Origin of the sequence: Desulfosarcina sp. (assembly GCF_041551955.1) — a bacterium.
Lineage (GTDB): Bacteria > Desulfobacterota > Desulfobacteria > Desulfobacterales > Desulfosarcinaceae > Desulfosarcina.
Genome location: NZ_JBFELV010000246.1, coordinates 1 through 7,525, shown reverse-complemented (window position 1 = coordinate 7,525; position 7,525 = coordinate 1). Strand labels below are relative to the sequence as shown.

Annotated in this window: 5 protein-coding genes; 3 read left to right on the top strand and 2 right to left on the bottom strand. The window is 57.5% G+C overall.

All coding sequences use genetic code 11. The features are described from left to right. Positions 1–98: 98 nt before the first annotated feature. The gene (locus tag ABYV26_RS16675) at positions 99–2,342 is read right to left on the bottom strand and encodes a dynamin family protein (RefSeq protein ID WP_372682487.1); all 2,244 of its coding nucleotides are present in this window, start codon (positions 2,340–2,342) and stop codon (positions 99–101) included. A gap of 305 nt (positions 2,343–2,647) precedes the next feature. Here ABYV26_RS16675 and ABYV26_RS16670 point away from each other — a divergent pair, with 305 nt between their 5' ends. Then, positions 2,648–2,800, top strand: coding sequence for a hypothetical protein (locus ABYV26_RS16670; RefSeq protein ID WP_319260274.1), 153 nt, complete (start codon positions 2,648–2,650; stop codon positions 2,798–2,800). Positions 2,801–2,912: 112 nt separating this feature from the next. Here the strand turns inward: ABYV26_RS16670 and ABYV26_RS16665 are convergent, their stop codons facing one another. Then, on the bottom strand, positions 2,913–3,479 hold the full coding sequence (locus tag ABYV26_RS16665; RefSeq protein ID WP_372682486.1) for a YqgE/AlgH family protein: 567 nt from the start codon (positions 3,477–3,479) through the stop codon (positions 2,913–2,915). Between the two features lie 325 nt (positions 3,480–3,804). Between ABYV26_RS16665 and ilvD the strand changes: the two genes are divergently transcribed. Both ilvD and ilvB read left to right on the top strand, forming a co-directional pair. Further along, a complete protein-coding gene (gene ilvD / locus ABYV26_RS16660) occupies positions 3,805–5,472 on the top strand; it encodes a dihydroxy-acid dehydratase (protein WP_372682485.1) in 1,668 nt (555 codons plus the stop codon). A 116-nt stretch (positions 5,473–5,588) separates the two neighbouring features. Beyond that, a complete protein-coding gene (gene ilvB / locus ABYV26_RS16655; RefSeq protein WP_372682484.1) occupies positions 5,589–7,274 on the top strand; it encodes a biosynthetic-type acetolactate synthase large subunit in 1,686 nt (561 codons plus the stop codon). Positions 7,275–7,525: the final 251 nt, after the last annotated feature.

The window sequence follows — 7,525 nt, the reverse complement described above, 5'->3', positions numbered from 1 at the left end:
GTCACTGTCTTGCCCACGCCACCTTTCTCGTTTGCCACCGCGATCGTTCTGGTTTTCTTTTTGGCCATATTGTCTCCCCTTCCGTTAGCGTTGTCTCCCTATCCGTTCAACTGCCCCAGATCCGATTTAAGGTCGACGATCTTCTCCTGGAGGGACCGGGACGCGTCCCTCATCCGGTCCAGCGACGCCGACACGTTCGCTTTGTCCAGCCGCTGTCCGCTGATGAGATCCACCAGCCTGGAGAGGTCGGCCCCATGGTGCTGGAACCGCTCCAGCATCTGCCCGTAAAGGGTTGCGGCGGCGGCATCGGCCAGTTTCAGCATATACTGGAACTTGATGTTTTCCTTATAGTCCTTCAGATGAAACAAAACGGACCGCTCCGTTTCACGCTTCATGCGCTTGACCCCCGATGCGAGCGCCAAAAACTGTTCCTGATGGACCTTGTCTGCCGATCTTCTCAAGGCTTTCTTGACCAGGTTGATGATCTTGTAGAATCCGAAGCGCATGACCGCTTCCGTTTTGATCTGGGCGGAATAATGCATGGTCGTTGCAGCCGGCGGCAGCGACAGTCCGGCCACCTGGCGAATGGATTCCAGATCCGACACAAAGTTAATCGGTATTGATTTCTTAGACTTGTACCCATTTTCCTCATCCATGGCGTTGGCGTATTGCGCCAGGGCTTCATCGATCATGGCACCATAGGGCCCGGCAATCTCATCCAGATACCCCATGAGTTTTTTTTCCTGCGACTTGACAAACCGGATTACCTGGGGATTCACCGTTTCGGCCATGTGTGCATCCACGGCCTGTTTGAACTCCTGAAAGACCATATACAGCGTTTGGGCAAATCCCGCCCTCATCAAGCTTTCATCATAACGGTGCATCTCCACCTGATAGTTGCGGACAAAACGGATAACCCCGGACACGACACCGTCGACATGTTCGTCGAAAAAACGGTCGATGGCGGTTTTCAAATCGCGTTTGACCTGATTGACGGCACCATCCAGCGTATTTTTCACCGTCAGCTTCATACGATCCAATCGGCCCCGCTGACGGTGGACCCGGTCGGCCAACGCCTTTGCGCCATCGGCGTCCCGGGCCAGCAGGTCACGGTTGAAATCGATCCAACGGCCAATGCCGCCGGCAACTATTTCCAGCCGCTCCAGGTGGTTTTTCAGCAACAGGGAGGTGCGTTCCCGGCGGATCTTTTGTTCTATAAATCGCTCGAAGCGGCGATGCTCTGCCAACGCGAAATCGACCATCGCCGACTCCCGCCGCCAATGGGCCAGCCGGTCACGATCTCTTGGGGACAGGTTGGATTCCATCTGCGACATGAGCAGAAACAAGGCGGAGAAGGCGAATGTCTGGGGCTCGGGACTGATAAGGCCAAGATCTGCTTCTATTTTTCGAAGCCCCTCGGTAAGATCGTCGAGGGATTCGTGCTCGCTGAGATCGCAGTTCACCACAAAAACAACCGTTTCCAGAATTCCCATATTCCGAATCATGGATAAAAACCGGATGTCTGCCTGGCGAAGCCCCGTGCGGCTGCTGACCACGTAAACCGTGAGATGGGCCATCATCAGGTAGTCCTGAATCATGGCCAGATGCAGCGGGTTGGGTGAGTCGCTGCCTTGGCAGTCAGCGATCTCGACCCCTTCGCCGAGGCCCGGGGTGTCAATTTCCAGCAACACATCATTCAGGTATGCGGCCATGGCATCGTCGCCGACGAAATCCCGGTGTAGCGGGAACCGGTCGTTTCCGAAGACGACGGTGGCATTATCTGCCTGAACGACCTGTAGTACGCGGTCATAACCGTTGAGATAGGAGGCCAACAGCACGCTGCCGGCGCTGCGCGTGTCGTTGGAAATCAGTTGGTCGGCCGCCAGGTCGGCCAGCGCTCGGTGGAGCATCTGGCGATCCTTTTCCCGGCGGATGTCAGCAGGATGGGGCTCGCCGGAACGGTTGCGGGCGGGCAGGAGCATCGCCGCCTGATCGATGTCCTGGTTCACCTCATCCCAGTTCTTGAGGTAGAGGGTGGCTCGCAAGCGGCTGCCGGTTCTCACCCGGGTAACGATGGAAGTGACGACCCCGGCCCCCCGCTTGAGGTAATCACCCCCAAAAAGGGTGTTCACGAAGGTACTCTTCCCCGATTTGATGGCACCCACGACGGCCACGCGCATGATCTCTTCGGATATCTGTTCGGATATAATTTGGCAGGTGGTCTTCCACTGGGAAAACCCCTCATCCACCCGTTCGGTAATCTTCTCAGCCTCGTCAATCAGTTGCGCGGTGTCATCGCTGATACGGGTAATCTGGCGCTTGAGTGTCTCGTATGCAGGCATGTCTTTCTTTTCTCGGGTCTGTTCCAGGGTATGGTATTCGTTTGGTGATGGTTTTGAAACCAGTGGATGCGGATGCTGAAAGGCCGGAATCTGCCCGCGGAAATGATCCGCACACCGGCAGTGGATTTTTACATTTAATCGAACGATTGTCAAAGGTTTCCCAGCAGGTGGCCAGGCGGTGCAGGCATCCTGCAAAAGAACACAATGGCTTGTAAATCTTATGATTTAATGATATACAGCGGACCGGAAAGAGATGAGTTGGGCGGCTCAACGACGCTAAACCCAGCATAAGGAACGCCATACACATGTCAGAAAAACATCCGGAATGCCCATTATACAATCCGCTGAACTGCAAGGAGTACTACAATCCCAAACTCTGTGCGTTCGTCAGGAAGGACAAGGATTGTCTGAAAAAGAAGAAACCCAAGCAGAAACCCAAAAAGGACGATACCGAATAAAGCAAGGGGCACATCATGGCCCCTTGCCACCCCTGCATCCCGCCTTTCGTGCAAATCCCTCGAAAGCATAGCCCGTCACTCTTTTCAACCTTACTTTTTTTTAACCCAGCTGTCAGGCATGACCCGCCGTATCGGATAGCAAGGCCGGGTCAATGCCGATTGCTTTCAGGGCCGCTTCCCAGCGTCTTTCCACTTCCATTTGAAAGGCGATGGATTCCGAATAGGGCCCGTTGATCCAGACGTTGCTGCGAATTTCACTTTCCAGCTGCCCGGGCCCCCAACCGGCACAACCCAGCGCAATGATGAACGAACGCGGGCCGCCTGCTCCGGCGATGGCTTCAAGGATATCGCGCGAATTGCTCAAGGCCAGCTCTCCGGTTATCATCATGCTGCCCTCCCAGGTAAAGGGTGCGCCGTGGAGAACGAAGATTTCATTCATATGGACCGGACCGCCGATATGAACCGGAATTTTTTCCGCGCCCGCGGCAGTTGGGATCTCCAATTCATCAAAGATCATCTTGCCGTTGACTGTCGGGTGGACCCGTGTGAGCACGATCCCCATGGCCCCTTTTGGATTGTGCTCGGACAGGCAGGTGACGGATTGGTAGAAGTTGGGGTCGGCCAGCCCGGGCATGGCCATCAGAAACTGCCCCTTCAAGGATTGCCGTGTCTGGTCCATGGTGAAAGTCTCCCTTGGGTGTGCATGTCTCGCCCACCTTAACGGGGAGCCGCCCCAAAGGCAAGAAAAAGCTTGACTTGCCGGAAACGGACTGTTAGGTGAGGATCGTTATAAACTTAGGAACGCGAAATATGAGCAGCCGCTTCGCCCTTATCAGCATCATTAGTCTTATTCTTATCCTCGTCGTGGGTGTCCTCATCCACAGCGAGGAAACAGGGGCGATAATGGTCTAAAACAGCCAACACCGGAAATCATGTAATCCGTTATCACCCCAGAGGCGATAGCGGATTTTTTTTTGTACTTTTTCAGAAAGGACAGCACCGGGATGAAGAGTGATGACGCCAAGAAAGGTATCGAACGGGCGCCCCACCGGGCCCTTTTCAAAGCCATTGGATACACGGATGAGGAGATCAGGCGGCCGCTGATCGGCATCGCCAATGCGGTCAATACCGCCATCCCCGGCCATGTTCACCTGGACACCCTCGCCCAGGCGGTAAAGGCCGGAATCTACATGGCCGGTGGCACGCCGGTGGAATTCGGCACCATCGGTGTCTGCGACGGCATCGCCATGAATCACACCGGCATGAACTACTCGCTGGCCAGCCGTGAACTCATCGTCGATTCCATCGAAGTCATGGCCATCGGCCATGCCCTGGACGCCATGGTCATGATTCCCAACTGCGACAAAATCGTACCGGGCATGCTCATGGCCGCCGCACGATTGGATCTGCCCACCATTTTCATCAGCGGCGGTCCCATGCTGGCCGGTGAACACCCGGAAATACCCGGCCGGAAAATCGACCTGATAACCGTTTTTGAAGCCGTCGGCACCGTAAAAGCCGGCAAGATGAACGCCGACCAGCTGGCTGCCATCGAAGACGCCGCGTGCCCAACCTGCGGCTCCTGCGCCGGCATGTTCACCGCCAACTCGATGAACTGCCTGACCGAAGTGATCGGCATGGGCCTGCCCGGAAACGGCACCATCCCCGCCGTCTTCTCCGCCCGGGTGCGCCTGGCCAAGCAGGCCGGCATTCAAATCCTGGACCTGTGGGAAAAAAAACTCAGCGCCAGAAAAATCATGACCCCCGAAGCCTTTCACAATGCCCTGACCGTCGATATGGCCTTGGGATGCTCCACCAACACCGTATTGCACCTGCCGGCGATTGCCGCAGAAGCCGGCGTTGCTCTGGATCTGAACATGATCAACGCCATCAGTGAGCGGACGCCCCACATCTGCTCACTAAGCCCCGGCGGTGCGCACCATATCCAGGACCTGAATCGGGCCGGCGGCATCAGCGCCGTCCTGGGTGCACTGTCGGCTGCGGGACTGATCCATGCAGACAGCCTGACCGTCACCGGCAACACCATCGCCGAGAATACCGCCGGGGTCTTCACCCTTGACCCCGAGGTGATACGCCCGCTGGACCATCCCTACCATCCGCAGGGGGGCCTGGCCGTGCTCTACGGCAACCTGGCACCGGAGGGATGCGTGGTCAAACAATCGGCGGTTCTGGATGGGATGCTGCGCCATGAAGGACCGGCCAGGGTATTTGACTCTGAGGAGACGGCAACGGAAGCCATCATGCAGGGTCGCATCAGCAAGGGGGATGTCATCATCGTGCGTTACGAGGGCCCCATGGGCGGACCGGGCATGCGCGAAATGCTCACCCCCACGTCGGCCATCGCCGGCATGGGATTGGATGCGCACGTGGCCCTGATTACCGACGGCCGTTTTTCCGGCGGATCGCGGGGGGCTGCCATCGGTCACATCTCACCGGAAGCGGCCCAGGGCGGCCCCATCGCCATCGTCAACGAAGGCGATCGCATCGCCATCGATATCCCTGCAAAAACCGTCACACTGAAGGTGTCCGATGACGAGATCGACCGGCGCCTGGCCGGCTGGCAGGCACCCGAACCGAAAATCCGACATGGATACATGGCCCGCTACGCCCGGCAGGTCTCTTCGGCCAGCCAAGGGGCGGTGGTAAGATAAAAGACGAGGACGGAGGACAGAAGACGGAAGTCTGACCGCTGACATCGGGCCTCTGACCTCAGGCTTCAGATCTCAGTCCTCGGGCCTCGGGTCCACTAACAAAGGAGCACAAGCAAATGAAACTCACCGGAGCGCAGATTTTGATGGAAGTCCTCAAAGAAGAGGGCGTGAATTCCATTTTCGGGTTTCCCGGCGGGGCCACCATCGATATTCATGACCGTCTGGAAAGAACCGATATCCGCCACTACCTGGTTCGTCATGAGCAAGCTGCGGTGCATGCGGCCGACGGTTACGCCCGCGTCACCGGCGATGTCGGTGTCTGTCTGGTCACATCCGGACCGGGCGCGACCAATGCCGTCACCGGCGTGGCCACCGCCTATATGGACTCTATTCCCGTAGTGATCATCAGCGGCCAGGTACCCACCCACCTCATCGGCAATGATGCATTCCAGGAAGTGGATATCGTCGGCATCACCCGACCCTGCACCAAGCACAACTACCTGGTGCCCTCGGTGGAAGCACTGCCCCGGATTCTCAAGGAAGCCTTTCATATTGCCCGATCCGGCCGCCCGGGACCGGTGTTGGTGGACATTCCCAAGAATGTGCAGCAGGCAACGACCAATTTCAAACCCAAACAAAAGGTCAAGCTCAAGTCCTACAACCCCACCTACAAACCCAATTCGAAGCAGCTGCGCAAGGTGGTGGACCTGATCATGGCGGCCAAGCGTCCGGTGATTTTCGCCGGCGGCGGGGTCATCCTCTCCAAAGGGGCCGAGGCGCTGACCCGCCTGGCCCGCAGTGCCCGGATCCCGGTGACCACGTCCCTCATGGGATTGGGTTCCTTTCCCGGCTCGGATCCACTCTCGCTGGGGATGATCGGCATGCACGGTACTTACCGGGCAAACATGAGCACCGGCGAATGCGATCTGCTCATCGGCATCGGGGTACGCTTCGACGACCGGGTGACGGGCAAGACCGACTGCTTTGCCGCCCAGGCCGAAATCGTTCACATCGACATCGACCCCACCTCCATTCGCAAGAACGTGCCGGTGAGCATCCCGGTGGTGGGAGACTGCAAAACCACACTGGAGATTATCAACAGCTACTTGGCGGAGGAGGACCTGGACCCGCTGACAGCCAGTCGCGGCCCCTGGCTGGATCAGATCGAGGCGTGGAAACAGAGATTCAAACTGTCCTATGTCCAGGAAGCCGAAATCAAACCCCAGTACGTGGTGGAAAAACTTCATGAGTTGACCCGGGGCGAGGCCATCATTACCACGGAAGTGGGTCAGAACCAGATGTGGGCGGCCCAGTACTATCAATTCGACCGCCCGGGCCATTTTGTCACGTCCGGCGGATTGGGCACCATGGGTTTCGGCCTCCCGGCGGCCATCGGCGCCCAGGTGGCCTTTCCCGATGCCCTGGTGGTGGATGTGGCCGGAGACGGCAGCATTCAAATGAACATCCAGGAAATGGCGACCGCCGTTCAGTACAACCTGCCGGTCAAGGTGGTCATCCTAAACAATGGCTACCTGGGCATGGTCCGCCAGTGGCAGGAATTGTTTTACGACAAGCGCTACGCCGCCACGTGCATGGATCATGCACCTGATTTCGTCAAACTGGCCGAGGCCTTTGGAGCCGTGGGATTGCGGGCCACCCAGCCGGAGGAGGTGGAAAACGTCCTGCGCCAGGGCCTGGAAACGCCCGGTCCAGTGATCATGGATTTCAGGGTCGCCAAGGAAGAGTGCGTCTATCCGATGGTGCCGGCCGGGGCGCCCATCACGGAGATGCTGCTGGTTTAGGATACGGCTTCGTCCAACGCCCGATATCTGCGTTACGCTTCATCCATCGTCACTGCGACGTACGAAAAGTACGCCTCGTTCCTCGGGACTTGCAAGCCTTGATCTCGACCGTTAGACAAAGCCATCGGACCGGCACAGCCCTTTATAGGTTGATCAGGATCAGGAGAAAAAGGAATTGACAGTAGAAAAACACATACTGACCATGCTGGTGGACAATGAACCCGGTGTGCTCTCCCGGATCGTCGGATTGT